The organism is Bacillus sp. UNC437CL72CviS29 (assembly GCF_000482345.1).
GTDB classification, from domain to species: Bacteria; Bacillota; Bacilli; order Bacillales; family Bacillaceae_G; genus Bacillus_A; species Bacillus_A arachidis.
Window position 1 is genome coordinate 251,625 of the sequence record NZ_KI535303.1, and the last position, 24,879, is coordinate 276,503.

The following is a 24,879-nucleotide window of genomic DNA, read 5'->3' on the forward strand; positions in this document are numbered from 1 at the left end:
GTGAAAAGTCCAATAACTTTCTTTTTACTGTAGTATGTATTTCTTGTATATTCTCTATTTCTATTATAATATTTAAATACAGAATTTTCTAAACACATAAAAAAAGGAGAGATTGCATGCAACAACTTCAAAAACAATTAGAAGAAATAAAGGCTAATCATTACACCATAGATTCCACGATAGATATCGATAAACTAATTTCAAAAATGCTTCAGCATATCGGCACCCCAGATAGTTATTTACGAGATACATTAATCTACACAACGTTTTTCCATCTTATTACAAATGATCATATTACACACACACAATTATCGCAATTATTGTCACAAAGTATAAACGAACAATATTTATTTTATAAAATCACTACAGATGATAAGGATGCAGTATTCACTCGATCATTTACAACACTATTAATTGCTTTAATCATATACGCCGATACAAAACATAACTTCTTATCACCGTCTGACATATTAGATGTGAAAGACAAATTAATTATATATATGAACCAAGAACATGATTTTCGCGGATATGTTAGTGAACAAGGTTGGGCTCATAGCATCGCTCATGTTTCAGATACATTCGATGAACTTGTCAACAATCCAAAGCTTGAAACCACATATTACCCAGAAATAATGCAAACTCTATTAAAAAAAGTAAGTGTACATACAACTCATTACAACTATGAAGAAGATGAAAGAATTGTCACTCCTATCATCGCCATGCTTAAAAACGGTTTAAATAAAAAAGAACTCATCTCATCCTTACATTCCTTAATAAATCAAATGGAAGTTCAAAAAACAAAATTATCTACCGCACCTTATGAAGCGTTATACAGAAATATAAAATCATTTTTGCGAAGCTTATTCTTCCGATTACGAACAAATTCCATATGTAAAGAAACAGAAATCGAGATTGAAAACTTATTAAAAAGATTTCGTCAATACAATTAAAAAGAAGGCCTCTCAAAAGGTGCCTTCTTCCATTTCACTAATATTTAATTGAAATTTAACAATCCAAACTGAGAAAAAGTGTACACAAATCGCGATGGCCATACATGTCCCGCTCAAAAAAGTTAAAATTGGGTGCGAGTATGAATGTCCTAAACCATAAGACGCTCCAACAAAAAACATTGTTATGTAGATATAAATTGCTCCATGTATTTGCTTCATATAGGCCCCCTTTTTCCATATTATAACATAAATTTTCTAACTATTCTCACTAATGTTTCGAAATAGATATTTCTCAACTGTTCCCCCTCTTATATATGGTACTCCCCACAACTAATTTCAATTATTCTTTAATTCTACTTGAATAATCATTTGTAGTTGTATTTATAATTCTCTATATTAATAATTATAATAATAAGTGTTTATTATAGCAGAAAATTAATAGAGGGGCTTTTTATTCCTTCAAATTCATGTAGTTGGAATCACCATGTTGAGCGCTCTAACAATATTTCTTATATGAGTAGAAAGGCTTGAAATATGTAATTTTCTACAAGCAAAAAACCCATCTCCTCTGATGAACTTTTCCTATTACTTACAAAAATATTATTTCATCGCTTCTTTAACAACATCTTGAATCATAACAACTTCTGTTTTCATATGGGAAACAGGCGATTCTTCATCGATACATTCATACCAAAACTCTAAATGCTTTTTATCAATTTCATGCTGAGAACTTTCGACATCTATTCCGCCTTCTCCTTGTACCGAATACCAATACAAATACTCTTTCTCATCCCTTATTTCCCGGAAAATTGTCTCTACATACATTTTTTCGTCGTTTAATGTCAAAAGTACTTCTTTCATATGATTATTGAGAAGTTTCATCCACTCATCCACACGATGACTTTTTCCTGGTTTCACTTTAAATCTTGTTAATTCGACCTTCATGTTTATTCCCTCATCTTTTTTCGTACATATAAAACATATTCTATCGGATGACAAAAACCTAATTTACCAGCTAAATTTTGTGAAGAAATGTTATCGCTATTACAATCCCAACACGGTGTAATTCCATTTTGTATGCAATGTTCTATGAAAGAAGTTGCGACTAATCCAGCAAGCCCTTTCCGTTGATGGTCTGGATGTGTTGCAATATCAATTTCCGCAAAATCATCACCTCTAAAAATTGAAATACACTCCGCCACTACCTTTTGACCTTGTACAATACAAAAACCAAAACCACGCTTCAAAAACGTTTCTTTTGATCCCCAATACTCTTTATAATACTGCTCCGTAAATTCCGTACTTTTTTCTATTACATTTTTATCGACACGTATGACCTGGTACGTAAAATCATCTACTTCTCTTTTTCCATCTTCAAAGCACTCTCTTTGAAATAGAAATTTTTTTCGAGGGATTTTCCGAAATACATCCTTGAAATGATTTTCAATAATGTTTTCCCAATCTAAGCTAGACACAAATAATGTGAATCGTTTCTCTGTTGTTAAAACATTACTTTCAATGTGAGAAAACAAAGTACATTGAAATTCCTGATCATATGTATCTCCAAACAAATAGTAAATACCATTAGCAGTCGCAATCATTCCTGCTGTTAATCTATCATTTACAAAGATTTCACCATCTATCGTTTGATCACATACTGCATAGGCAAAAGTAGCTGTCTGTTTGTTCTCTTCTAAAACCGGAAGAATCTTATGATACTCTGGTAACACTAACTTTCTCATACATTCTCCACAATAACAGTATCCGCTTCTAAATTTTCAAAACAGAGGTTAACGGTTCGCTGTAGTGCTCTTGTGCGGTGGATAGTACCTGCTGGAATTAAAATAGAATCATTCGGTTTTAGAACAACTGTATCCTTATCCTGAAAATCGATCAGCAATTCTCCCTCGAGTACTATAAATAATTCATCCGAATTCGAGTGAAAGTGCCAATCATATTCTCCCATAAACACAGCAATCCGCAAACAATGATTATTTATATTCGAGACAACAAAATTTTTGTGCTGCTCTGTAATCTCTTTTGTGAGTTCTAAAAGATTTACTTTCTCCATCATTCTTCCCATCCCCTAAGTTATTTATTATTTCCGCAAAAACCAGCCAAGTACAATTACAATTGCAAAGATCAAAAAACATTTCTATTTCTGTTTCCTTACTTTTTTCACTTCTTCTTTTAATTCTCGTACAGTTTGCTCTAAACTAACGATAGCTTCTCCTCTCGTTCAAATCATTTCTCTTTTGTATTCTTTCTTCTGGCTCTTTTGTTAAATTTATTACTGCGCTTCCTTTCTGCGATACACTATTCCATCCTAGTAATCTCTTTCAAGTTCTAACGTTTCATTCTGAATAATGAAACATTTTAAGATAGATTACTTTTTTAATCTCCACCGCCCCCGCAATCTCCACCACCACTATCACTTGAACTACTACAATTATTATCGCTGTAGTTTACAAATCCACTTGACGAGTTTGAAGCATAGGAAGATCGTTTTCTTTTCTGCTGCCTTTTCTTATCATTTTTACTTTCACGGCTTGGCCATACTTTGTCAAACAATACAAAAAACATACCGAATGGTGCCAAAAAAACAATCCCCTGAAAGATGTCTTCCAAAAATTCAGGTCTTATCTCGATTTGATAAAATACACCTAACAAATACATACACAAAATCACATATAAAACCATACTAATATACCTAGCAATTCCCTCTATACGAAAAGCCAGCTTCTGTTGAAATGGTATATTCTGTTCCTGCTTTTTCTTTATATATTTCTGCCGTTTTATCTGTTTTTTCTTCCTACTCTTTCTCCCCATGACATCCCCTCTTTAAATCTACTTATTTATATAATCCCAAACTACCATAAGAGGAATCTCATTAACAAGAAAAAATTCCAATTTTTAGATTTTCAAAACAAAAAGATGCTCTCTATCTCGTATTACGAGTAAAAATTAAAGAGCATCCCTTTTATCCTAATATTTACGAGCAGTAATACCCCTCGTCTCAAAGCTCCCTGACAGAAAAAATTAGTAAGAGATGGACTGCTCGTCAAAGTCCAGTTGGTGAAGGCTAATATTCAGCGGTGGATGGAGAAAGCTCCACCGCTGAATGTTTCATTTTATTGGCAACTTCTTTCAAAATCGCCTCGTACCATTCCAAATAATGAAACATTTTAAGGCGGACTACTTTTTTAATCTCCACCGCCTCCGCAATCTCCTCCTCCACTATCACCTGAACTACTACAATCGTTATCGCTATAGTTTACAAATCCACTTGATGAATTTGATGAACCTTTTCTCCTTCTCGCCTTGCTCTTATCCTGTTCACCTTTATCACTTGGTGTCCATATATATAGAAATAAAAAGCCATACAACACCATTTCTACTATTCCTACAAATATCTTTAATAACTCCCCAAAAAACCCCTTAGTTAGATGTGACTGACTCATTTTAAAATAGATGTAAACACAGAATCCTAAATACAGAAAAATAGTAATGATTCTAAGTACTTTAAGTATAATGGCAATTGGTTTCTCATGTTGCTCTATAACTACTTCCTTTTGTTGCAATACATGCTGTTGTTTAGGTTGTCTCTTCTGTTTTTTCTTACTACTTTTCCTCCCCATTGGATCCCCCCCTAGACCAATTTACTTTATTCTATAATTCTCGTTACTTATTATAAATCACATATGAAATAAACATAATTCCCCAAATCCTATCGTATCATTCTTAAAATTTTTTTGTCTATCATACGTTATAAAAACATATTGAATATTTTGTTAAATCGAGGTCTAACTTTTTGTAGAAGACACTTGAGTTACTACATACAAAAAGACCCTCCTTATCTAAGGAAGGTCTCACAATTTTTTTATTATGATAAAGCAGGAGCTTTATCAAGAAGCTCTTTCGCATCAGCGTATTGTAAGCTGTGTGCTTCTGCAACTGCTTCAAATGTTACATAGCCGTCTAACGTGTTAATACCTTTTAATAATGCAGAGTTACTTAAGCAAGCTTCTTTGTAACCTTTGTTTGCAATTTGTACTGCATATGGTACTGTTACGTTTGTTAACGCAAGAGTTGATGTACGCGGAACCGCACCAGGCATGTTTGCAACTGCATAGTGAACAACGCCGTGTTTTTCATAAGTTGGGTTGTCATGAGTTGTAATACGATCAGTTGTTTCGAAAATACCACCTTGGTCAATTGCGATATCTACTACAACAGAACCTGTTTCCATTGATTTAATCATTTCTTCTGTTACAAGTTTTGGCGCTTTTGCACCTGGAATTAATACTGCACCGATTACAAGATCAGATTCTTTTACAGCTTCTGCAATGTTATAAGGGTTAGACATTAAAGTTTTTACTTGGTTACCGAAAATATCATCTAATTGACGAAGGCGTTCTGCACTTAAGTCGATAATCGTTACATCAGCACCTAAACCTACCGCAATTTTCGCCGCGTTTGTACCAGCTTGACCACCGCCGATAACTGTTACTTTACCACGTTTTACTCCCGGAACGCCTGCAAGTAAAATGCCTTTACCGCCCTTGTTTTTCTCAAGGAATTGTGCACCAATTTGTGCAGACATACGACCAGCTACTTCACTCATAGGTGCAAGTAGTGGTAAAGAACGGTTGTCTAATTGTACTGTTTCATAAGCAATTGCTACTACTTTATTATCGATTAAAGCTTTTGTTAATTCTGGTTCTGGAGCTAAGTGTAAGTATGTGAATAAAATTAAACCTTCACGGAAATAACCATACTCACTTTCAATTGGCTCTTTTACCTTCATAACCATCTCTTGATTCCATGCTTCTTCAGCAGTTTCAACAAGTTTTGCCCCAGCTTGTACGTATTCTTCATCTGTAAAGCCAGATCCTAAACCTGCACCCTTTTGAACAAAAACATCATGACCATTGTGTACTAAATGCACAGCACCAGCTGGCGTCATTGCCACGCGGTTTTCATTGTTTTTAATTTCTGTTGGAATACCGATACGCATTCTTAATTCCCCCTTGAGTTATGAAATGACCCCTGAATCATTTTTTTAAAGCGCTTTCTATGCTCTTATATTTTAACATAATATCTCAATATTTGACAAAAAATATCTCGAGTTTTCCTATAGATTTTATCTATTTTTATCGATGTCTGTGAATAACATCAACGGCCCCTGTTACTTCAATGATTGTGCCCGTAATCATATCAGAATCTTCCTCGCATAGAAATGCAATTGTGCGAGCGATATCTTCACCTGTTCCAGATCTACCAATTGGTGTCTTGGCATCTTTCATCATACGTGCCTCTTGAATCGTTGCCTCTTTCATTTCACCAATAATATCTCCTGGACAAATCATATTTGATGTAATTCCGTATTCTGCTTCCTCATAAGCAATTGTCTTTGTTAATGAGACCAGTCCTACCTTTGCTGCAGCAAATGCGGAACGGTTCATCCAACCAGGTGCACTATCCGCTCCTTGAAACCCATAATTGATAATACGGCCAAAACGCTCTTTTCTCATGATCGGAACGACAAGTTTTAATAAACGAAACACTGCTGTTAAATTCCCTTGTATCATTTCATTCCATTCATCTTCTTCATAATCAATTAAATTTTTACGTTCAAATACGTAAGGACCTGCATTATTGATTAAAAAATCAATTTTGCCAAAACGGTCAATTGCTCCTTCTACCATTTTATGTAAATCTTCTTTTTTCGTGACATCTGCTTGCACAAACTGCAGTCGTTCTGCTATATGTTCATATTTTTCCCTCATTGCTTTGGCAGCTCTTATATCGCTGCGATATGTTACGGTTACTGAATATCCTTCAGTCAATAATTTTTCTGTTACTTGCTTTCCTAAACCTTTCGTACCGGCTGTAATGAGCGCGTGTCTCACAAAAATAGCCTCCTTTTTATTCCTATACTCAATATGTAACAAGTTATCCCATCAATTACAACTAAAAAGAATCGAAATAAATTTTTCAAAATTCTGTAACGTTTTCGACAAGCACATTACCATATTTTGCTTTATAATTAAGTTGTAAAAAGGTTATAAAAAAGAATTGGGAGGAATCTACTATGAATAATACATATACAAATATTTTAATTGCAGTGGACGGTTCCAAAGAAGCAGAAAAAGCCTTTAAAAAAGCAATTCAAGTTGCAAAGCGCAACAACGCAACATTAACAATCGCTCATATCGTTGATGTAAAAGCATACTCTGCTGTAGAAGCATATAGCCGAGCAATTGCTGAGCGTGCAAATCTCTTTGCAGAAGATTTATTAGAAGACTACAAAAAGACTGCAACTGAAGCTGGTCTTGAAAAAGTAGAAACTGTATTAGAATTCGGTAATCCAAAATCTAAAATTTCAAAAGAAATTGCTCCAAAACATAAAGTAGATTTAATTATGTGTGGTGCAACTGGTTTAAACGCTGTAGAACGCTTCTTAATCGGTAGCGTCTCTGAACATATTATTCGCTATGCGAAATGCGATGTCCTTGTTGTCCGTGGTGAAGAAGAGCAAGGTGAACTATAATTTATCAAAAATATAAAAGCATCAAGCTCATGTAGGCTTGATGCTTTTTTGTGTATTCAAATATCAAATAACAAAATATATCTTTGCTCCCATTCGATTAACTTAAAAATCGAAGGATAGAATATATCTGTTCGGTTACGCTAAGAAAAAAAGAAACGAGGGATGCTACATGGGCGATTCCGAACGAATTATTTTAGATGTAAATGATGAAGAAATTGAAATGCTCGACACAATCTGCTCTCATTTTAAAGAAAAGCATGGTGTTGAGCTGAGTCATGGTGCACTCCTCCGTGATTTAATGGATATTGAATATATTCGTATTACAGAAAATCGGCATAAATACGAATAAGAAAAGACGTTCAGTAATTGGCAAAACCACCTTACTGAACGTCTTTTTAATCATTTATATACGATTCTTTTTATGCCTTTTTAACAAATTCAGATTTTAATTTCATAGCTCCAAATCCGTCAATTTTGCAATCAATATCATGATCTCCATCAACTAAACGGATACTCTTTACTTTTGTACCTATCTTTATAACGGATGAAGTTCCTTTTACTTTAAGATCTTTGATTACTGTTACAGCATCACCATCGTTTAAGATATTTCCATTTGCATCTTTAACAACCTTTTTGTCTTCACTATTTTCAGTTTCTGACCCTAGAGCCCACTCATGCGCACACTCTGGGCAAACAAATAGACTTCCATCTTCATACGTATATTCTGAATTACATTTCGGACAGTTCGGTAAGTTTTGCATATTTTTTATTTCCTCCATTATAAAAATTACTCTCAATTCCCTTTTTCATACTTACGTAAACTTAACAATTACGAACTGGAAACTCACGAAAAATAGGGATGTTCCTTATATACTGCCATAGTATTTTCAGATTGACAAGCCAACTTTATGTGAACACGTTTTCTAAAAAAGAAAGCACATCATATAGTGTGCTCTCCTTCTTTACGTTGATGGCAATGCGGTAAACTTAGATTTCTAAACATACTATTCCAGATGAAGAGTTGTTTTAGCATGGATTCCCCTTCCAAAATACAAAACAATTATAATGATGGTATAATTAGGAAAATGAACTAAGGGGTTCTGGTACATGAAATCTGAAAGTATATCAAAACATTTTCACACATTAAATCAACAAAGATCTCAATTTCTCCCTAAACTACAATCACTTCCGCAAGAAGAACTATGGCATCGAAATAAAAATGGGAAATGGTCAATTGGGGAACATCTCTACCACCTGTACTTAATTGCAAAAATGCTAAAAGTTGCAATTAAGTTTTCTTTCACACTTCTTCCCTATGCCAAAATAAGAAGAAATGCCCCGTTTGCAACTGAAATACATGACATCTATGCAGTATACAAAGAAAAAAATGGGAAAGGAATGAAAGCTCCTTGGATTTTAGTACCATCCAAAAAAATCTATTATTCTATGGATGGTAAAGAACTGGAACAATTGCTAGTTAACGAAACAAATGCAATCAAAATATGCGTTCAAAATATAGAAGAAAATATCGCGGGGCACATTGTATTTTTGGATCCACTCGCTAAGTATCCCAACCTAATTCAAGCCATTCAACTTTTAGCGATACATGAGAAACATCATTTTTTAATCATTGAAAATATCTATAAAACGATGCATGCACGTAGTCTAGAAGTATAAAAACACTAAATCAGTGAGACCTGAATCCCTCACTGATTTAAGTTTCACTTTATCTTTACTTCTTCTCCTACATATTCCAAATGCCATGCATCTTGAATAGATAATACTGGAGATCCGCTTGTATTCTTTGCAAATCGAAGAAGTCCATATTCTCCTGCGTAAAATATAGAAGCGTTGATTGGAAAACAAGGATAGTGCTGGTCTTCATCTACAAATACTGGTTTACCTTCTTTTTTTAAGAAGCTAAACTCAAATACGCCTGCTGAATATGTTCCCTCATAATCCTTCCATTCTACTGCCTGAACATGCTTTCTTTGTAAATCTGTATACTTACAAGGGCTTCCATTAATAACGATATACTTTGTTCTTAAATCCATTACTCGAAACCCTATCGATACTACCTCACCATTATGACGCGCTATATAGAAATCCTTTCGAACAGGTTCTAATTGCATTTTTTCTCCATTCCACTCCATCATAAGAGCAGTATCTTCAATTGTTATACTGACAAATCCTCTTTTTGCACCTAAATACGCCCCTTCATAGTTTCTCCAACAATCCGAATCAACTTGAACAGGAGTGATTTTAGGTTTAACAGTTTGTCCTATGAATTGGTTCATTAACATCTCTATAATTTCCCACCCATAATCCTGCGTCGCCATCGTCACAAATCCTAGCTTTTTCTCTGGGAACAATACTAAAAAACATTTATATGTGCTTATCGCTCCGCTATGCCAAAGCATTTCGCAGCCTCGCTCTTTCTCTATTATCAAACCTAAACAGCTACCAAACTCGTTTAAAGTGTAGTTATCAACTTGCTTCTTATGCATTTCCTCAATTATTTCTGACCTTAAAAAGGTCTTACCATCTAAAATCCCTTTATTTAAATGCATCATCGCAAAGCGAGATAAATCTGTTATGGTCGACATTCCAAAAAAGGAAGGATAATTCGTTACATTTTCTGCAAATTTATGTTGTACCTTCCAATCGCCTTGTTCTGTTTTTTCATGGGCTAAAGCAAGAGGATACGTCATCGCTTCAAGCGGATCATACATTGTTCTAGTCATTCCAAGTGGATCTAATACATATTCCTTCATGAGCTCTGCAAACGGCTTTTTACATACAGATTGAGCTACATATCCTGCAAGATTATAAGCATGATTTCCGTATGAATATAGGATGCCAGGTGGAGTTACTAGTTTCAAATTAGGAACTATTTCCTCTATATAAGATACCCATCCTGCCTGATCACGAGGTCCCTCTATATCTCCTCCATCAGGTAAACCCGCGGTATGACTTAGCAACATACGAAGAGTTATGGTGCGAGCGTATTCTGGTAAACTCTTCTATATACGTACAAATTGGAACATCTAAATCTAAAATCCCCTCTTCTACGAGCTTCATTATTAAAGTCCCTGTTAAACTTTTACTAACTGATCCAACGCGGAACAATGTATCGGTCGTAACCTTCTGATTCGATTCTTCCCAGTTCATGAGACCGAATGCCTTTTCATACAAAATTTCTGTTTCATTTATGATTGATAGTGCAAACCCCGGTACTGTTTTGTTCTGTACTTGTTGTTCTATATGCGATTCAATATCTTTTATAGATAACACAGGGCATTACCTCCCTATTCTTTTTGAATTTCATTTGAAGTAAACTCTTTAATAAGTTGGCATAATAGACGCTCCTTACATTACTAAATCTTCCACCTACCCAAATTTCAACTTAAGATTGCGAAACTCCTTTCTCCTTTAACACACTTATTATTTTTTCTAGTAAAAAAAGAGGATACCCCGCTCCTATATAGAGCGGAGTATCCTCTCATCCTTATAAATTTACAGTCTCTCCCACTAACACCTTCGCTTTTTCCAGTGCATTTTGAATTTGTTCGAATCCTGTTCCACCTGCACTATTACGACGTTTTACCGCTGCATATGGCGAAAGAACTTCATATAAATCTTCTTCAAATAACGAACTCATTTCTTGATATGTTTCTAGCGGTACATCTAATAAATAGATTCCTTTTTGCGTACAATGAAGAACGAGCTTTCCAACAATTTCATGCGCCTGACGGAATGGAAGTCCTTTGTTTGCTAAGTAATCAGCAATTTCTGTTGCATTGGAGAAGTCTTGTGTTACGGCTTGCCCCATTTTTTCTTTGTTTACAGTCATCGTTTCTAGCATGCCAGCCATAATGTGCAGGCAGCCTTCTACTGTTTTCACCGTATCAAACATACCTTCTTTGTCTTCTTGCAAGTCTTTATTATAAGCAAGCGGCAATCCTTTCATTACCGTTAACAAGCTAAATAGATTGCCGTATACTCTCCCTGTTTTACCACGAATGAGTTCAGCCATATCAGGGTTTTTCTTTTGCGGCATAATGCTGCTTCCCGTTGCGTACTGGTCGCTCATTTCAATAAATTGAAATTCCTGACTGCTCCATAAAATGAGTTCTTCACAAAAGCGTGATAAATGCATCATTAGTATGGACGAATTGCTAAGAAATTCTAGTATGAAATCACGATCACTCACTGCATCTAAACTATTTTCATAGATTCCTTCAAAACCGAGCAACTCTGCGCTATACGAACGGTCAATCGGAAATGTAGTTCCCGCAAGAGCACCCGCACCAAGCGGAGAAATATTAATGCGCCCCACTGAATCCTCATAACGATTTACATCGCGCTCTAACATCCAAAAATATGCAAGTACATGATGAGCAAACGAAATTGGCTGTGCACGTTGCAAATGTGTATACCCCGGCATAATTGTTTCAATATTCTTCTCTGCTTGATGAACAAGAACCGATTGCAGTTGTTTCGTTGCCTTTATAATATCTTTCACCTTATTCCGTAAATATAAATGCATATCTGTCGCAACTTGATCATTACGACTTCTTCCTGTATGAAGCTTTCCACCAACGTCACCAATTTGTTCAATTAACATTTTTTCAATGTTTAAATGAATATCCTCAGCATCTACTGAAAAAGTTAACTCATTTATTTTCGCTTTTTCTAATAAATGTTGAAGGCCTTCTTTAATTTTCTCTGCTTCTTCTTTTGTCACAATCCCCTGCTTCGCAAGCATCGTAACGTGAGCGATACTTCCTTCTATATCTTCTACCACTAATTTTTGGTCAAAGGAGATGGAAGCTCCAAACTCCTCGACCCACTCTTCTGCTTCTGCTGTAAAACGGCCTCCCCAAAGTTTGCTCACGCTTCCACCTTCTTCTGATTTACTTGGCTGTATACTTTTGTTGGAAGACCAAATAAAGAAATAAAGCCAACTGCAGCATCATGGTTAAATTCATCATCCACTGTATATGTTGCTAATTTTTCATCATATAGAGAGTATTCTGATTTACGTCCTTCTACAATTGCATGACCTTTAAATAATTTCACACGTACAGTACCTGTTACTGTTTTTTGTGTTTCTTGTAAGAAAGCAACAAGCGCTTGTTTTAAAGGCGAGAACCATAAACCGTTATAAATTAATTCCGTTAATTTTTGCTCAATCATTGGTTTAAAATGAGCTACTTCTTTTACAAGCGTTAAATCTTCTAACTCTTTATGTGCTGTAAGTAACGTCATTGCTGCTGGGCATTCATATACTTCACGTGATTTAATCCCAACAAGGCGGTTTTCCACATGATCAATACGCCCAACCCCATGTTTTCCAGCAAGAGTGTTTAACGTTTTGATTAGTTCTGAAAGTGAATAAGAAATGCCATTTAATGTTGTTGGTACCCCTGCTTCAAATCCAATTTCCACAAACTCTGGTTTATTCGGTGTATCTTCTAATGCTAATGTCATTTCATATGCATCTTCTGGAGGCGCTGCCCACGGATCTTCTAAAATTCCACATTCATTACTGCGTCCCCATAAGTTTTGGTCAATTGAGAACGGGCTATCTAAATTGATTGGGATCGGGACATCATTTTCTTTCGCGTACGCAATCTCTTCTTCACGTGACCATTTCCATTCACGTACTGGCGCAATTACTTCTAAATACGGATTTAATGCTTGAATAGAAACTTCAAAACGAACTTGGTCATTCCCTTTTCCTGTACATCCATGTGCGACAGCACTTGCTCCTTCCTGCTCCGCAATTTCTACAAGTTTTTTTGCAATTAACGGACGAGATAATGCAGAAATAAGTGGATATTTCCCTTCGTATAACGTATGACCTTGTAGAGCCATCAATGCATATTCATTCGCAAATTCTTCTTGAACATCAATCATGTAAGATTTAACTGCGCCTACTGAAAGTGCTTTTTCTTTTACAAAATCCAAATCTTTACCTTCCCCTAAATCTAAGCAAAGCGCAATAACATCATAATTTTTATCTTGTAACCATTTAATTGCAACGGAAGTATCAAGACCTCCGGAATATGCTAACACAACTTTTTTCTTCTCCATTTTATATCCCCCTAAAGAATAAATATTCATTATAATTAATAATAATTCAAACTTTAACACCTTTTATAAAATGAATCAAGGGATATTAACAAAAAAAATTCTAACAATTTCATCGAACTTCTTTCTTTTTTTCGGTACAATGGAAACAGAAAATGGGGGTGTCTATATGGAACAATATTTTATATACGATGAACACCTAGGAATAGAAGTACCTGAACTACAAGAAGAATGGGAAGATATCCCTGAAAACATGCAGCATGCAATTTTATTAAAATGGGAACAAATTCGTGGAAAAATACCTGATCGTATAAAAGAACTGGAATATCATATTAACCAAAAACAACAGCGTTTAAATAACGAGGAAAATTTTGAGATTTCTTGTAAACTCAATTCTGAGATTGCCGATCTTGCCTCTATCATTAACGATTTATGGCTATGGTATCGTCTTACTCAACATGTGTCTGAGGGAAAAGCGCATCAATAAAAGAAGCATGCCCTCATTTACTGTGGGTCATGCTTTTTTCATAACAAGGCTTGCAATATATATTTTCCGCTGATTTCGCTAAGCATACATCAAAAGGACCTACTAACAGATTCCTTTCTTTTGGTAACTTTACAAAGGCAACCAATTCTTCTTCATATTGAATTTTTTTTTGACAAAGAGAACATACTAATTCTTTTCTTTTGAACATATCTTTGAACATACTATCTCCTCCCTTACCATTCATCCATCTATACAAATATACTCTCATACAAACTTATTTTTGTAAAAAAATAACACAATATACATTCCCCGCGTCATATACTAACGAAAAGAATTTGTACAGAAACATGACTCTACAGGAAGTTTAATTTTTATCCCCCATTAACTGGGATGCTTTTTTCAAAGAAAAAAGTGACAAACAGGAAACAAGTGCGTAAATTTCAGTACTTCTTTCTTATTACTTATTGGACATCCTCTCCCAACTCCTAAACAAATAGGACTATTTTGCAAAAATATTTAAAAATAGCAGCATACTTCCTATAAAATTACAAATTATGTAATTTTTCTCCGGTTATTGTCGGTTTCCATCCGCATACATTTTTTGAAAGTATGATATAATAATATAAAATCTTTTACAGAAAGGATTTTGATATCATGATCGCTCGAAGGAGCATGTGGCATCGAATTGACGAATCTTACACGTAGCGTATTTTTTTGCTCAGATACTTTAGTCTAGCGAAAAAAAATACGAGAGTGGGGAAATTATGATTGCCCGAAGGATAATTTGGCAACGAAAAGACTCTTCTTACACATAGCGTTTTGTTTAGGCCTTTATTGATAATTACTAAACAAAACGAAGAAGAAGGCAGGATTGCTAAATAACCAATCCTACTCAAAGTTTTGTTTAGTCGTTTTTAGACTTAAACTAAAACGAAAGTAGGGAGAATTGATGGACGAGAGGATTATTCGTTATTTCTTCAGCGATATATAGCGTAGTTAGTTTGATGTAAACTAACTGAAGGCTATATGAGCTCGTAGTTAGTTTACAAGATGAAAAGAACTACTAACTACGGAAAGAAGGAATAACGATGAGGAACATCCAAAGTCGACAAATTATTAAAGAAATTTTTATGCTTTTAATCGGTTCATTTATTTTATCAGCAGCACTATATCACATTCATTTTCAAAACCACTTAACTGAAGGTGGCTTTGTAGGAATTGCACTATTTATCCAAAACTTTTTTGATATTTCACCGTCAATTTCAACTGTAATAATGGATATCCCGATTATTTTGCTATGTGCTACATTTTTAGGTAAAAAGATGGTTGGTTATTCATTTATAGGATCGATTTCATTCGGAGTATTTTATTCTTTAATGGAAAACTATTCTCCATTTACAGTAGATTTATCAAATCATTTATGGATAGCTGCAGTACTAGGTGGTGCGCTGGCTGGGATTGGACTCGGTTTTATATTGCGATTTGGTGGTTCAACCGGTGGAGACGATATTTTAACAATTGTACTAAGTAAAAAAACTCGATTTACAATTGGTCAGATTTTCTTCGTCTTTGATGCGATTGTACTTACACTTTCATTATATTATTTAACTTGGACAGAAATTGCTTTTACTATTCTTTCAATTGCTGTGCAGGCAAAGACGCTTGATTTAATTTATTATCCAGCAGAAGAAAAGAAAACAGTATCTATTCCAATATCAAAACAACATGCAACAAACTAAAAGCGAAAGGCCTTGGCCTCTCGCTTTTTTTATGCTCTTTTTTCTTTTTCTACTATGTAACGCACTTGGTAGAACCTGGTTGCAAATTCTGTTACATTCCTTGTTAGACGGTAATTCACCGTAGAACCAATCGCCATCCCTAATACAGGAATACCTTGAAATAGTTTACGTCGAAGCGCATAAATAGAAAAAGTCTTCAAAATTTGTTTTAACAAAATTTCTGTAGAAGCTGGTTTTAATACTTCTTCTTCCCCTTCATAAAAGAACGAATCCTCTTGTTCTAGCTCCTGAAGCAAGTTATACCAAGCATATTGCTGAAGCCTTGCTGGCAGTAAGGCAGCATGGAATACTTTTAAAGCGAGCATCATTTCATATGGCTTGTTCACATCATGACCAAATGATGTTGCAATAAGTTGAACTGCCTTTACATTTAACGCAATCATGACCGGAAAATCGGCTGTCAACAATAATAAACCACCGACTCCAGTTGCTCCTCCCTGTACAAAAGAATATAAACGATGACGCGCGGTCTGTTGCTCTGCTATGTATGTTAGTTGATCAATGGATAATGCTTTCAATTCTCCCAGCTGTTCAATCGATTCATCAAACAACCGCGCTGTTCCTAAAATACGATTTCGCGCATCAAGCTGCGATTGTGAACTCTGAATCAATGCATGAAGATGAAATAACCATCCGTCTGCTTTCGCAAAAAATTCTTTTCGCTTTTTCTCCGGAACCTTTGCGACTGAAGTATGCAACCACTTATCAAACATCTTTTGAAAATCGGTTGACTCCTGTTCCAATAGCTGTCCTTCCCAATTTTTAACCTCTTGTAAAATGGCTTGTTCTCGCTTCGATTGCATCGTAACAACCACCTCGCTCAATTTTGTTCTATTGTAACATATTTCAGATTTTTCTTTACAAATCTGATAGGCTAAACATATATTTATCCAATATATAGGAGGTTATAATATGTACCCACGCGCAAAGGCATTTGGAATCCTACTCCATAACAAGCGTATTCTTGTTCAAGAATATCAAACAGAAATTCAAACATATTACAGGCCACTCGGCGGTTCTATTGAATTTGGAGAGAAATCAGATCAAACAGTGATTCGTGAATTTAAGGAAGAAATTAATGCACAAGTAGAAATTACAACTTACTTAGGATGTCTTGAAAATATCTTTTATGTAGATGAGGAAGCCGGACATGAGATTATTCAATTGTACTCGCTTCATTTTACAGATACATCATTATATGGAAGTGAAATGATACCTATGCAAGATAACGAACGAAGTGCATATGCAAAGTGGATTCCCATTACAGCATTTCTCGGGCAAGAAAAAACTTTGTATCCAAATGGAATCATGCATTTTCTCGCAACAAAAATAAAAGACGGAATCCTATAGGATCCCGTCTTTTATTCATATATTAACCAATATTTCCAAGACGTAATACGTCACGAGCAATCATAACTTCTTCGTCAGTTGGAATTATAATAATTTTCACTGGAGAGTGAGGGAAGCTGATGAATGCTTCTTCGCCACGAACATTGTTACGTTTCGGATCGAAGTATACTCCCATAAACTCAAGGCCTTCTAATACACGCTCACGAATTAGAGAACTGTTTTCTCCAATACCAGCTGTAAAGATGATTGCGTCTACACCTTTCATACGAGCTGCATAAGAACCGATATATTTATGAATACGCTCTACGAATATATCTAACGCTACCTCTGCACGGTGATTTCCTTCTTTTTCCGCTTGTTCGATGTCACGTAAGTCACTAGAGAATCCAGAAAGACCTAGCATACCACTTTTCTTGTTTAATACGTTTAGAACTTCTTCTACAGATTGTCCTGTTTTTTCCATTAGGTATGGAATTAACGCAGGATCAAGGTTACCAGAACGTGTACCCATTGTTACACCAGCAAGTGGAGTGAAGCCCATAGAAGTATCGATAGACTTTCCGCCTTCTACAGCTGCGATACTTGCACCGTTACCTAAGTGGCAAGAAAGTAAACGTAAGCTTTCAAGTGGACGACCTAATAATTCAGCTGCACGCTGTGTTACATATTTATGAGACGTTCCGTGGAAACCGTATTTACGAACACCATATTTCTCATAGTATTCATATGGTAAGCTGTATAAGAAAGATTCTTCCGGCATTGTTTGATGGAATGCTGTATCGAATACTGCAACTGCTGGTACGTTTGGAAGTACCGCTTGGAATGCTTTAATACCAACAACGTGTGCTGGATTATGAAGTGGTGCTAATTCGCTTAAATTTTCGATTTCCGCTAATACTTCGTCAGTAATTAAAGCAGAATCATCAAACTTTTCGCCGCCGTGTACAACGCGGTGACCGATACCGCTAATCTCATCAAGAGATTTCACGATTCCGTTTTCAGTTAATTTGTTAAGTAACATATTAACTGCTACTCCATGGTCTGGTATATTTGTTACTTCTGTTTGTTTTTCACCGTTCACAGTAATTGTGAAGATACTATCTTCTAAACCGATACGTTCTACTAAACCTTTTGTTAATACTGTTTCACTTGGCATTTCAAATAATTGGAATTTCAAGGAAGAGCTTCCTGCATTAATCGCGATGATTTTTGACATCTAGTCTTTCGCCCCTTTTTTCTCTTGGTAGTTGTGTGGATGAGACCACAAACCGCTCGATTTTATCTGTTTAAATATACCAAAGATGAAAACGTTTCATCCCCAGTAAATTTTATACTCACGAATTTAATTTAAACATCGTACGACATATATTTCAAGTGAAAAAATTGTAACACCAAGAAAAAATATATATTACAGATTTCAAAAAAATTCAGTTTTATCTTGTATATATTAAAAATTATTACATACAATACAAAACTGTACTATATCTAAGAGTACTCCTGTTACATATATTACTATTTATACGTTGCAAACCAAGTATTTAATTGATCCATAATATTCTCCATCGCCTTCATATTGGAAAATTTAGGTAATTCCACTAACAAAGCTTGTTTCGGCATTGTTACATTTGGACCTTTCTTTTGGAGAACAAATATACTTTTTGCATTTTTCTCGTTTTTAAACATGGAAACAGGAAGCTGTAATAGTCCTTGAATAAAGCTTGTTTCTTTAATAAATGCATGTAATTTTGGCGCTTGATCACTTTCAAAGATAAAGTTTGGTACTAAGAAGAATAAATAGCCACCTTCTTTTGTATGTTTCACACTTTGTTCAATAAATAAGTGATGTGCATAAGACATTCCTTCATCTGCTTTAAGAGTATATTCACTTGCGCCAATTTCGTTTGGATAAAATCCAACTGGTAAATCACAAACAACTGCATCTACTGGGTCAATATAAAGCGGTGCTAGTCCATCTTGATTGAAGAACTCGATTGCTTGCTTTTGTAAATTCGCATTCGCTAAAGCAAGTCTAACAAGTAAATCATCCACATCTACACCAAATCCACTTATCGTTGCACCTTCTTGAGCACCATTAAAAATTGTCGTCATTAAGTTCCCTGTCCCAATCGCAGGATCTAAAACAACGATTTCTTTTTGATCTTTCATAAATTTATGGAATAAGTAGCTCATAAACATTCCAACTGCATCAGGCGTCATTTCGTGATTGGCTTGCACGCCTTCTTTCATTCCTTTTAGAATCGCAAGTTGAAATGATTTGCGAATTTCCTCGCCTTTATATTTTTCTTCATTAAACTTACTATATTCACGATTCAACCGTTCAATTGTTGATTCAGATAATTCTTCTTGTAGAACCGCTCCTTCAAACAGATTATCCCCTGTTTCCACAAGCGCTTCTAAATAGGTTACATCCAATTCTTTACGTAAAATTACGGTAGAAGAATCAAAAATAGAAAATAATGTTTCTACTGCCTGACTCACGTACATTCCTCCTTCTGTCAATTACACATAACTTATATCATACCACAATCTAATTTTTTGCCAAAAGAAAAAGCGACCCCTTTTTAAGAGCTCCCTTTTCAGATTTTAATTTTATATCGACTGTTTCTTCTTATATATCAGCGCTTTTTCAGTACATCCGCGTTCGGCACTATATGAGAAAAAACGACCTCTTACATAGAGGTCGCCTTCATTTACATTACTTAGCAGCTTTTGCTGCTTCTAATGCTGCTTCGTAATTTGGATGGCTTGTACCTTCGCTTACGTATTCTACGTAAACTACTTTGTCGTTGCTGTCTACTACGAATACTGCACGAGCAAGTAAACGAAGCTCTTTCATTACTACACCGTAAGCTTCACCGAATGAAAGGTCACGGTGATCAGAAAGTGTTGCTACATTTTCTAAGCCGTTCGCTGCACACCAGCGTTTTTGAGCGAATGGTAGGTCTACACTAATTGTTAATACTTTTGTGTTTTCAATACCAGCTGCATCTTGGTTAAAACGACGAGTTTGCGCATCGCATACACCTGTGTCGATAGATGGTACAACACTAATTAATTTCACTTGACCTTTGTATGTTTCTAAACTTACTGGAGATAAGTCGTTTGCTAGCACTTGGAAGTTTGACGCTTGATCGCCAACTTTAACTTCTGTTCCAACTAAAGTGATTGGGTTACCTTTAAAAGTTACGTTTGTCACTTGAAAATCCTCCTTTTAATAAAACAAAGTATGTATAGTGTTAATAATAGTCATAATGATTCTAAAATACAAATGAAACTAACTCAACTTATATATTTTTTCAAAAAAGATGCCACTTTCATAATTCAGCACAAAAAAAGAAGGGCCTTTATTTAGCCCTTCTTCTCAGAAATTCATCCTCTATATTTCAAATTCTGGTTCGTCGCCTTTTCGCTTCTCCATCATTTCCTTCACTTTATCAACAGCTTGCGGTGCTAACTCAAGGATTTTATCAATCACATGTGTCTGTTGATCTAAGTGTAATACTTTTACGCCTTGTCCATTTATAACGAGAAAAGCGACTGGGTTAATGGAGACACCACCACCACTCCCTCCTCCAAATGGATGACGACCGGAGCTTTCTACTTTTCCAAACTCGCTCCCGCCAGCAGCAAACCCAAAGCTCACTTTAGAAACCGTTAAAATGACGCTCCCATCAGCCGCTTTAATTGGATCGCCGATAATTGTATTTACATCAGTCATTTGTTTTAAATGCTGCATTGCAGTTGTCATTAAACCTTGAATTGGATGATCCATTTTATCCCCCTATGCTTGTACAGATTTTTCTGTTATACCAGATTTTTGTTTTCTCATAAACAAGAGTAACTTCACCCCTGCTACTAGGGCACGATATATATGAAAGGATGCTGTTAATTCACCTTTCGATGCAAATCCCTTCCCTTGAAACACAGGTGTAATCTCAAACTCCGGTACATCGATAACATGTGTATATTGTCCCAAGGCCCCCGCAGTCATTCCTTTTATTCCCCATGCATATCCAGTAATAATTCCAGTACTAGCTGCATCCCCAGTTCCAATTTGCGAATGCCATCTCCACTTATTGATTTTCACTTTTTTAAGAAAACCTTTAATGATAGTATGGATTTCTTGAAGCTTTTTTATCAGTTCCCCGACACTATCAAGTTGCGCCATAATTTTATTTTCTATACCGCCATCTTTCTCTGCCTTTTCAATTTTTTGTTCGGTCTTTTTTTGTTGTTTTTCAATTCTTTCCAGCACATCAAATGTATATCGAATCATCCATATTTTCACTTGAAATAAACATTGCTTCTCCATTTCTGAATATAAAAACGTCACTTTAAGCGATAGTTTCGACAATAGTATAAGTAAAACGAGCAAGAGAAGAATTCCAATTCCAATCACAAACCACTTCATTTGTATCATCCTTTCACTCCACATCCATTATCGACAGGTTCAAACAGGATTAAACAAGTAGTTATAAGATTGAATATAAAAATTTTTCTAAAAACAAAGAGGGATTTTGACATTTTATATCGAAATATATTATTTGAGCATACCATCAGAATTTTTCTAATGGAGCACCACGTTAAATTTGACTGCAATGGAGGGATACACAATGACAGATCGCCGCAATTTATTTTTCTTTTATGGTGATGACAAAGCAACGCTTGTCGAAAAAATGAAGCCAATATGTCGTATTTTAGAGGAAAATGGATTTACCATATTAGATCATCCAAAAAATGCAAACGCTATCGTCAGTGTTGGAGATGACGGCACCTTCTTACAAGCCGTTCGTAAAACAGGTTTTAGAGAAGATTGCTTATATGCAGGGGTTTCTACGAAAGATGAAATTTCTTTCTACTGTGATTTCCACATTGACCATGTCGATACAGCCCTTCAAGAAATTACACAAAATGAAATTGAAGTGCGAAAATATCCAACAATTCAAATAGATGTTGATCATGACACATCTTTCCATTGTTTAAACGAGTTTTCTTTACGCTCTAGCATCATTAAAACATTTGTAGTTGATGTACATGTTGATGATTTATATTTCGAAACATTTAGAGGAGACGGTTTAGTCATCTCTACACCGACAGGAAGTACAGCTTATAATAAATCATTGCACGGCGCAGTTGTTGATCCATTGATTCCATGCTTCCAAATAAGCGAACTTGCTTCTTTAAATAACAACACATACCGTACACTTGGATCACCGTTCATCTTAAATCATGAACGTACATTAACGTTAAAGCTTGCTCCAGACGGTAATGATTACCCTGTTATCGGAATGGATAATGAAGCGCTTAGCATTAAACAAGTCGAGAAAGCAGTTGTTCGTTTAAGTGATAAACAAATTAAAACAGTAAAACTAAAAAATAATTCGTTCTGGGAAAAAGTACAGAGAACGTTTTTATAAGATGAAAAATGAGTGCTAGGAGATTCCCTAGCACTCATTTTTGCGTCACATATTTTCGAACGGTCGCTATTATTTTTGATACACAATCTGACCATCTATTACAGTTGCCGTAACTTGTATATTTTTTATATCTTCTACTTTAATTTCAAATACATTACGATCCATTATGGTGAAATCCGCTTCATACCCTTGGGCGATTTTACCACGCTCGTTTTCTTTTCCAATCGTATATGCACTTCCGGTCGTAAAGAGTGAAACAGCTTCAAATACCGATAGACGCTCTTCTGGTATATAACATGTTCCATCCATAAAACTTCGGCGCGTTACGGCACTATACATCCCTAAAAACGGATTTACTTGCTCGATTGGGGCATCTGATCCACCGCCGCAATGCAAACCTGCACGGAGCAATGTTTTCCAAGCATACGCATAACGAAGACGATGCTCTCCTAGTTTTTCAATAACAGATGGGAAATCAGACGAGACGAATACAGGCTGAATATCAATGATTGCTTGTAAGTTCTTCATACGTTCAATTAAATCTTCACGAGCAAGTTGACAATGAATAATACGATCACGCAGCCCCTCTCCGGGAGGATATAACTCCAGTGCATCAATTACATATTCAAGGGATAAATCACCGATTGTATGAATCGCAACTGGCATCCGTAGATTACGTGCTTTCTTCACTAATTCCGCGAGCTCTTCACGAGAAAAAATAGCTACTCCATTTCTTTCCTTCTCATCTTCATACGGTTCACTTAATAAAGCCGTTCTTCCGCCAAAAGAACCATCAGAAAAAATCTTCATGGCTCCAAATTCAATATAATGCTCATTTTCATATTCTTTTCGTTCTTCCGCCACTTCATGATGAACGAGTAAATGTGCTTTAAAAGGCGTTTCTTTTATAACGTATGGAAACGCATTGTACGTTTTTCGAAAACTGCCGTAATAATTTAAATCCTCTGTATGTCCACCCACTAATCCGTACTTCCAACAATCTCGAATAGCTGTTTCTAGTGCTCTTCGTAAATATGTTTCATCTATTTCAGGCTGAAGATGCTTAATTAATTCTTGGCCTTGTTCATATAAAAGACCTGTTAATTCATTTGATGAATCCCGGCCAATTTTCCCGCCTTTTGGGTCCTTCGTCTCAACCGTTATATTTGCTTTGTCAAGTATGTAAGAGTTCACCCATGTAACATGTCGACAAACACGTTTTAATAAGATAGGATGTTCTTTCGAAATCGCATCTAAATCACGGACATGGACGTTTTTAGTATCTGTGAAATTATTTTCGTTCCAGCCCTCACCAATAACCCAAATATCCTCTGCCACTTCGTTAACCCGCTCTCTAACGAGCAAAAGCATTTCCTGATACGACGTGCATGCAGATAAATCTAATCGAAGTAACCTTTCTCCATGCCCAATAAGGTGCATATGACTATCCACAAGGCCTGGAATCATCGTTCTTCCTTCTAGATTATGTACCCGCTCAGGCTCATAACGACTTTCTAACTCTTTTTTATTCCCCGTATCTATAATCATCCCATCTTCTACATACACAGCTTCAACCATTTCGTTCTCTTCACTCATTGTATAAATATGTCCACCGAACCAAATCTCCCCCATCTTCTCCCCCCTTTTTCTTTTAGTCTACGAAATTTAAGTGTAGAAAAAAAGCACCACTTTACAAACATGGTGCTTTTCCAAAAATGAATTTTAATTAGCCGGGATTGTTGTTACTTGCCATTCTACGTTAAATTTATCTTTTACTTGTCCATACGCCGGGCTCCAGAAAGTTTCTTGAATTGGCATAATTACTTGACCGCCATCTTGTAATTTTCCAAATACTTCTTTTGCCTTTTCTGCATCGCTTAATCTAATCGCTATCGTTACTTGCGATCCAATTTCGTGTGGTTTACCTGGGAATGTATCTGAAATCATAAGGTCTGTATTACCTACTTTTAAATGCGCATGTAAAACGCGTTCCTTCACCTCATCTGGAACAGTAAATCCTGGAGTTTCAGGCATTTCTCCAAAAGTTTGAATGACTTCAACTTTTGCATCCAATGCATGTTCATAAAACTTCACTGCTTCTTGTCCATTACCATCCAAAACTAAATACGGATTAATACCTAAAATCATAAAAAACACCTCTTTTTTCAATTTTTCAGTAGTCATTTTAAACCCAAAAAAGAACATA

31 protein-coding genes are annotated in these 24,879 nt (G+C 35.6%); 8 read left to right on the forward strand and 23 right to left on the reverse strand.

All coding sequences use genetic code 11. The annotated features are described in order from the left end of the window. Positions 1-116 precede the first annotated feature (116 nt). Positions 117-950, forward strand: a complete 834-nt coding sequence (locus tag M014_RS0122240) for a DUF2785 domain-containing protein (RefSeq protein ID WP_026593652.1) — start codon at positions 117-119, stop codon at positions 948-950. Between the two features lie 12 nt (positions 951-962). Here the strand turns inward: M014_RS0122240 and M014_RS0122245 are convergent, their stop codons facing one another. The 9 genes from M014_RS0122245 to M014_RS0122285 form a co-directional block, all read right to left on the reverse strand. Next, positions 963-1,169: a hypothetical protein gene (locus M014_RS0122245; RefSeq protein WP_026593653.1), complete on the reverse strand. Its 207-nt coding sequence runs from the start codon at positions 1,167-1,169 to the stop codon at positions 963-965. Positions 1,170-1,550: 381 nt separating this feature from the next. Continuing rightward, the gene (locus tag M014_RS0122250; RefSeq protein WP_026593654.1) at positions 1,551-1,895 is read right to left on the reverse strand and encodes a DUF6176 family protein; all 345 of its coding nucleotides are present in this window, start codon (positions 1,893-1,895) and stop codon (positions 1,551-1,553) included. A gap of 2 nt (positions 1,896-1,897) precedes the next feature. Beyond that, entirely contained in the window at positions 1,898-2,692 is a 795-nt protein-coding gene (locus M014_RS0122255; protein ID WP_026593655.1) for a GNAT family N-acetyltransferase, read from the reverse strand. After that, positions 2,689-3,021 (reverse strand): cupin domain-containing protein, encoded by a 333-nt coding sequence (locus M014_RS0122260; protein ID WP_026593656.1) that lies wholly within the window; start codon positions 3,019-3,021, stop codon positions 2,689-2,691. The genes M014_RS0122255 and M014_RS0122260 overlap by 4 nt, the downstream gene beginning before the upstream one ends. 323 nt (positions 3,022-3,344) lie before the next feature. Then, on the reverse strand, positions 3,345-3,779 hold the full coding sequence (locus M014_RS0122265) for a hypothetical protein (protein WP_026593657.1): 435 nt from the start codon (positions 3,777-3,779) through the stop codon (positions 3,345-3,347). A gap of 253 nt (positions 3,780-4,032) precedes the next feature. After that, positions 4,033-4,164 (reverse strand): hypothetical protein, encoded by a 132-nt coding sequence (locus M014_RS30390; protein WP_255301461.1) that lies wholly within the window; start codon positions 4,162-4,164, stop codon positions 4,033-4,035. After that, positions 4,154-4,588 (reverse strand): hypothetical protein, encoded by a 435-nt coding sequence (locus M014_RS0122275; protein ID WP_026593658.1) that lies wholly within the window; start codon positions 4,586-4,588, stop codon positions 4,154-4,156. The genes M014_RS30390 and M014_RS0122275 overlap by 11 nt, the downstream gene beginning before the upstream one ends. Positions 4,589-4,833: 245 nt before the next feature. Then, positions 4,834-5,967 carry an alanine dehydrogenase gene (ald, locus tag M014_RS0122280; protein ID WP_026593659.1) on the reverse strand — a complete coding sequence of 378 codons (1,134 nt, stop codon included), beginning with the start codon at positions 5,965-5,967 and terminating at the stop codon, positions 4,834-4,836. 136 nt (positions 5,968-6,103) lie between these two features. Then, positions 6,104-6,895 carry an SDR family oxidoreductase gene (locus M014_RS0122285; protein ID WP_081811117.1) on the reverse strand — a complete coding sequence of 264 codons (792 nt, stop codon included), beginning with the start codon at positions 6,893-6,895 and terminating at the stop codon, positions 6,104-6,106. 149 nt (positions 6,896-7,044) lie between these two features. On the opposite strand from M014_RS0122285, the gene M014_RS0122290 reads away from it, so the two are divergent. After that, entirely contained in the window at positions 7,045-7,503 is a 459-nt protein-coding gene (locus tag M014_RS0122290) for a universal stress protein (RefSeq protein ID WP_026593661.1), read from the forward strand. A gap of 169 nt (positions 7,504-7,672) precedes the next feature. Then, positions 7,673-7,852: a hypothetical protein gene (locus tag M014_RS0122295; protein ID WP_026593662.1), complete on the forward strand. Its 180-nt coding sequence runs from the start codon at positions 7,673-7,675 to the stop codon at positions 7,850-7,852. A gap of 70 nt (positions 7,853-7,922) precedes the next feature. Here the strand turns inward: M014_RS0122295 and M014_RS0122300 are convergent, their stop codons facing one another. Then, positions 7,923-8,264, reverse strand: a complete 342-nt coding sequence (locus M014_RS0122300; RefSeq protein ID WP_026593663.1) for a zinc ribbon domain-containing protein YjdM — start codon at positions 8,262-8,264, stop codon at positions 7,923-7,925. A 346-nt stretch (positions 8,265-8,610) separates the two neighbouring features. Here M014_RS0122300 and M014_RS0122305 point away from each other — a divergent pair, with 346 nt between their 5' ends. Continuing rightward, positions 8,611-9,180 (forward strand): DinB family protein, encoded by a 570-nt coding sequence (locus M014_RS0122305; protein WP_026593664.1) that lies wholly within the window; start codon positions 8,611-8,613, stop codon positions 9,178-9,180. Positions 9,181-9,224: 44 nt separating this feature from the next. On the opposite strand, the gene M014_RS28800 is transcribed toward M014_RS0122305, so the two are convergent. The 4 genes from M014_RS28800 to M014_RS0122325 form a co-directional block, all read right to left on the reverse strand. After that, on the reverse strand, positions 9,225-10,487 hold the full coding sequence (locus M014_RS28800; RefSeq protein ID WP_081811108.1) for a serine hydrolase domain-containing protein: 1,263 nt from the start codon (positions 10,485-10,487) through the stop codon (positions 9,225-9,227). Continuing rightward, positions 10,456-10,797 (reverse strand): serine hydrolase domain-containing protein, encoded by a 342-nt coding sequence (locus M014_RS30395; protein ID WP_026593665.1) that lies wholly within the window; start codon positions 10,795-10,797, stop codon positions 10,456-10,458. The genes M014_RS28800 and M014_RS30395 overlap by 32 nt, the downstream gene beginning before the upstream one ends. Before the next feature lie 214 nt (positions 10,798-11,011). After that, positions 11,012-12,400, reverse strand: a complete 1,389-nt coding sequence (gene argH / locus M014_RS0122320) for an argininosuccinate lyase (RefSeq protein ID WP_026593666.1) — start codon at positions 12,398-12,400, stop codon at positions 11,012-11,014. Beyond that, positions 12,397-13,602 (reverse strand): argininosuccinate synthase, encoded by a 1,206-nt coding sequence (locus M014_RS0122325; RefSeq protein WP_026593667.1) that lies wholly within the window; start codon positions 13,600-13,602, stop codon positions 12,397-12,399. Before M014_RS0122325 ends, argH begins: the two co-directional genes overlap by 4 nt. Positions 13,603-13,768: 166 nt before the next feature. Between M014_RS0122325 and M014_RS0122330 the strand changes: the two genes are divergently transcribed. Further along, positions 13,769-14,086 carry a radical SAM protein gene (locus M014_RS0122330; RefSeq protein WP_026593668.1) on the forward strand — a complete coding sequence of 106 codons (318 nt, stop codon included), beginning with the start codon at positions 13,769-13,771 and terminating at the stop codon, positions 14,084-14,086. A gap of 13 nt (positions 14,087-14,099) precedes the next feature. Here M014_RS0122330 and M014_RS0122335 read toward each other — a convergent pair whose 3' ends face one another. After that, positions 14,100-14,306 carry a hypothetical protein gene (locus M014_RS0122335; protein ID WP_026593669.1) on the reverse strand — a complete coding sequence of 69 codons (207 nt, stop codon included), beginning with the start codon at positions 14,304-14,306 and terminating at the stop codon, positions 14,100-14,102. Between the two features lie 868 nt (positions 14,307-15,174). Between M014_RS0122335 and M014_RS0122340 the strand changes: the two genes are divergently transcribed. After that, positions 15,175-15,825, forward strand: coding sequence for a YitT family protein (locus M014_RS0122340; RefSeq protein WP_026593670.1), 651 nt, complete (start codon positions 15,175-15,177; stop codon positions 15,823-15,825). Positions 15,826-15,854: 29 nt separating this feature from the next. On the opposite strand, the gene M014_RS0122345 is transcribed toward M014_RS0122340, so the two are convergent. Beyond that, complete coding sequence (locus M014_RS0122345; protein WP_026593671.1) at positions 15,855-16,688, reverse strand: EcsC family protein; 834 nt, start codon at positions 16,686-16,688, stop codon at positions 15,855-15,857. A gap of 109 nt (positions 16,689-16,797) precedes the next feature. On the opposite strand from M014_RS0122345, the gene M014_RS0122350 reads away from it, so the two are divergent. After that, positions 16,798-17,235 (forward strand): NUDIX hydrolase, encoded by a 438-nt coding sequence (locus M014_RS0122350; RefSeq protein WP_026593672.1) that lies wholly within the window; start codon positions 16,798-16,800, stop codon positions 17,233-17,235. A gap of 22 nt (positions 17,236-17,257) precedes the next feature. Here the strand turns inward: M014_RS0122350 and M014_RS0122355 are convergent, their stop codons facing one another. From M014_RS0122355 to M014_RS0122375, 5 genes are all read right to left on the reverse strand, one after another. Further along, positions 17,258-18,451, reverse strand: coding sequence for an acetate kinase (locus tag M014_RS0122355; RefSeq protein ID WP_026593673.1), 1,194 nt, complete (start codon positions 18,449-18,451; stop codon positions 17,258-17,260). Between the two features lie 296 nt (positions 18,452-18,747). After that, on the reverse strand, positions 18,748-19,734 hold the full coding sequence (locus M014_RS0122360) for a class I SAM-dependent methyltransferase (RefSeq protein ID WP_026593674.1): 987 nt from the start codon (positions 19,732-19,734) through the stop codon (positions 18,748-18,750). Between the two features lie 217 nt (positions 19,735-19,951). Then, positions 19,952-20,452 (reverse strand): thiol peroxidase, encoded by a 501-nt coding sequence (gene tpx / locus M014_RS0122365; RefSeq protein ID WP_026593675.1) that lies wholly within the window; start codon positions 20,450-20,452, stop codon positions 19,952-19,954. 180 nt (positions 20,453-20,632) lie between these two features. Continuing rightward, entirely contained in the window at positions 20,633-21,028 is a 396-nt protein-coding gene (gene ytfJ / locus M014_RS0122370) for a GerW family sporulation protein (protein WP_026593676.1), read from the reverse strand. Between the two features lie 9 nt (positions 21,029-21,037). After that, entirely contained in the window at positions 21,038-21,676 is a 639-nt protein-coding gene (locus M014_RS0122375) for a DUF2953 domain-containing protein (RefSeq protein WP_026593677.1), read from the reverse strand. A gap of 193 nt (positions 21,677-21,869) precedes the next feature. Between M014_RS0122375 and M014_RS0122380 the strand changes: the two genes are divergently transcribed. Next, positions 21,870-22,673: an NAD kinase gene (locus tag M014_RS0122380; protein ID WP_026593678.1), complete on the forward strand. Its 804-nt coding sequence runs from the start codon at positions 21,870-21,872 to the stop codon at positions 22,671-22,673. Positions 22,674-22,742: 69 nt separating this feature from the next. Here the strand turns inward: M014_RS0122380 and M014_RS0122385 are convergent, their stop codons facing one another. After that, complete coding sequence (locus M014_RS0122385) at positions 22,743-24,305, reverse strand: amidohydrolase (protein WP_026593679.1); 1,563 nt, start codon at positions 24,303-24,305, stop codon at positions 22,743-22,745. Between the two features lie 90 nt (positions 24,306-24,395). Next, entirely contained in the window at positions 24,396-24,821 is a 426-nt protein-coding gene (locus tag M014_RS0122390) for a VOC family protein (protein ID WP_026593680.1), read from the reverse strand. Between the last annotated feature and the right edge of the window lie 58 nt (positions 24,822-24,879).

Coding starts and splice junctions, on each gene's coding strand:
- M014_RS0122340 (WP_026593670.1), top strand. CDS start 15,175: ATGAGGAACATCCAAAGTCGACAAATTATTAAAGAAATTTTTATGCTT.
- M014_RS0122260 (WP_026593656.1), bottom strand. CDS start 3,021: ATGGAGAAAGTAAATCTTTTAGAACTCACAAAAGAGATTACAGAGCAG.
- M014_RS0122385 (WP_026593679.1), bottom strand. CDS start 24,305: ATGGGGGAGATTTGGTTCGGTGGACATATTTATACAATGAGTGAAGAG.
- M014_RS0122290 (WP_026593661.1), top strand. CDS start 7,045: ATGAATAATACATATACAAATATTTTAATTGCAGTGGACGGTTCCAAA.
- M014_RS0122295 (WP_026593662.1), top strand. CDS start 7,673: ATGGGCGATTCCGAACGAATTATTTTAGATGTAAATGATGAAGAAATT.
- M014_RS0122305 (WP_026593664.1), top strand. CDS start 8,611: ATGAAATCTGAAAGTATATCAAAACATTTTCACACATTAAATCAACAA.
- M014_RS0122380 (WP_026593678.1), top strand. CDS start 21,870: ATGACAGATCGCCGCAATTTATTTTTCTTTTATGGTGATGACAAAGCA.
- M014_RS0122355 (WP_026593673.1), bottom strand. CDS start 18,451: ATGTCAAAAATCATCGCGATTAATGCAGGAAGCTCTTCCTTGAAATTC.
- M014_RS0122330 (WP_026593668.1), top strand. CDS start 13,769: ATGGAACAATATTTTATATACGATGAACACCTAGGAATAGAAGTACCT.
- M014_RS0122240 (WP_026593652.1), top strand. CDS start 117: ATGCAACAACTTCAAAAACAATTAGAAGAAATAAAGGCTAATCATTAC.
- M014_RS0122350 (WP_026593672.1), top strand. CDS start 16,798: ATGTACCCACGCGCAAAGGCATTTGGAATCCTACTCCATAACAAGCGT.
- M014_RS0122275 (WP_026593658.1), bottom strand. CDS start 4,588: ATGGGGAGGAAAAGTAGTAAGAAAAAACAGAAGAGACAACCTAAACAA.
- M014_RS0122325 (WP_026593667.1), bottom strand. CDS start 13,602: ATGGAGAAGAAAAAAGTTGTGTTAGCATATTCCGGAGGTCTTGATACT.
- M014_RS0122390 (WP_026593680.1), bottom strand. CDS start 24,821: ATGATTTTAGGTATTAATCCGTATTTAGTTTTGGATGGTAATGGACAA.
- M014_RS0122345 (WP_026593671.1), bottom strand. CDS start 16,688: ATGCAATCGAAGCGAGAACAAGCCATTTTACAAGAGGTTAAAAATTGG.
- M014_RS0122245 (WP_026593653.1), bottom strand. CDS start 1,169: ATGAAGCAAATACATGGAGCAATTTATATCTACATAACAATGTTTTTT.
- M014_RS0122375 (WP_026593677.1), bottom strand. CDS start 21,676: ATGATACAAATGAAGTGGTTTGTGATTGGAATTGGAATTCTTCTCTTG.
- M014_RS28800 (WP_081811108.1), bottom strand. CDS start 10,487: ATGTTGCTAAGTCATACCGCGGGTTTACCTGATGGAGGAGATATAGAG.
- M014_RS0122335 (WP_026593669.1), bottom strand. CDS start 14,306: ATGTTCAAAGATATGTTCAAAAGAAAAGAATTAGTATGTTCTCTTTGT.
- M014_RS0122250 (WP_026593654.1), bottom strand. CDS start 1,895: ATGAAGGTCGAATTAACAAGATTTAAAGTGAAACCAGGAAAAAGTCAT.
- M014_RS0122255 (WP_026593655.1), bottom strand. CDS start 2,692: ATGAGAAAGTTAGTGTTACCAGAGTATCATAAGATTCTTCCGGTTTTA.
- ytfJ (WP_026593676.1), bottom strand. CDS start 21,028: ATGGATCATCCAATTCAAGGTTTAATGACAACTGCAATGCAGCATTTA.
- M014_RS0122265 (WP_026593657.1), bottom strand. CDS start 3,779: ATGGGGAGAAAGAGTAGGAAGAAAAAACAGATAAAACGGCAGAAATAT.
- ald (WP_026593659.1), bottom strand. CDS start 5,967: ATGCGTATCGGTATTCCAACAGAAATTAAAAACAATGAAAACCGCGTG.
- M014_RS0122300 (WP_026593663.1), bottom strand. CDS start 8,264: ATGCAAAACTTACCGAACTGTCCGAAATGTAATTCAGAATATACGTAT.